The following is a 613-nucleotide window of genomic DNA, read 5'->3' on the forward strand; positions in this document are numbered from 1 at the left end:
CTTTGTGTTTCATGACTGGGGTGAAGTCGTAACAAGGTAACCCTAGGGGAACCTGGGGTTGGATCACCTCCTTACCTTAAGTCGATAGACATTTTTGATGCAGTGCTCACACAGATTGTTTTGTTATGAAAAGAACGACCATACTTATGGGGCTATAGCTCAGCTGGGAGAGCGCCTGATTTGCATTCAGGAGGTCAGCAGTTCGATCCTGCTTAGCTCCACCACAGGCTTGTAGCTCAGCTGGTTAGAGCGCACCCCTGATAAGGGTGAGGTCGGCAGTTCAAGTCTGCCCAAGCCTACCATTTACTGTTTTATGATGATTGGTAAGGGTGGAAAGTGATCGGTGGTTGTTAGGTAGAGAGCCTTAATGAATGATGAAAATTATTGATTAAGGTTTTTTTAAGCCTTGAATATGTTCTTTAACAATTTGGAAAAGCTGATATTAATTTAATCCAAGAGTAACTGATTGAATTGTTATTTTATTAAATGACGGTTCTTTCAAGCGAAACTTGTATGGGTATGAGTAAAATCATACGCGATTAGCGATTGTCACGTTACAGCCTGGCGAAAGCCACTAATAGTCTGAAGTCAAAAGGCAGACATATTAGGGTTG

Annotated in this window: 2 tRNA genes and 1 rRNA gene; all 3 read left to right on the plus strand. The window is 41.9% G+C overall.

Annotated elements, in window-relative coordinates:
• A 16S ribosomal RNA gene (locus CSH93_RS17780) occupies positions 1–74 on the plus strand; the annotation flags it as partial.
• A gap of 74 nt (positions 75–148) precedes the next feature.
• Positions 149–224, plus strand: a tRNA-Ala gene (locus tag CSH93_RS17785).
• A gap of 1 nt (position 225) precedes the next feature.
• Positions 226–302 (plus strand) — tRNA-Ile (locus tag CSH93_RS17790).
• Positions 303–613: the final 311 nt, after the last annotated feature.

The sequence above is a fragment of the Neoalteromonas facilis genome (assembly GCF_002807665.1).
GTDB lineage: Bacteria > Pseudomonadota > Gammaproteobacteria > Enterobacterales > Alteromonadaceae > Alteromonas_E > Alteromonas_E facilis.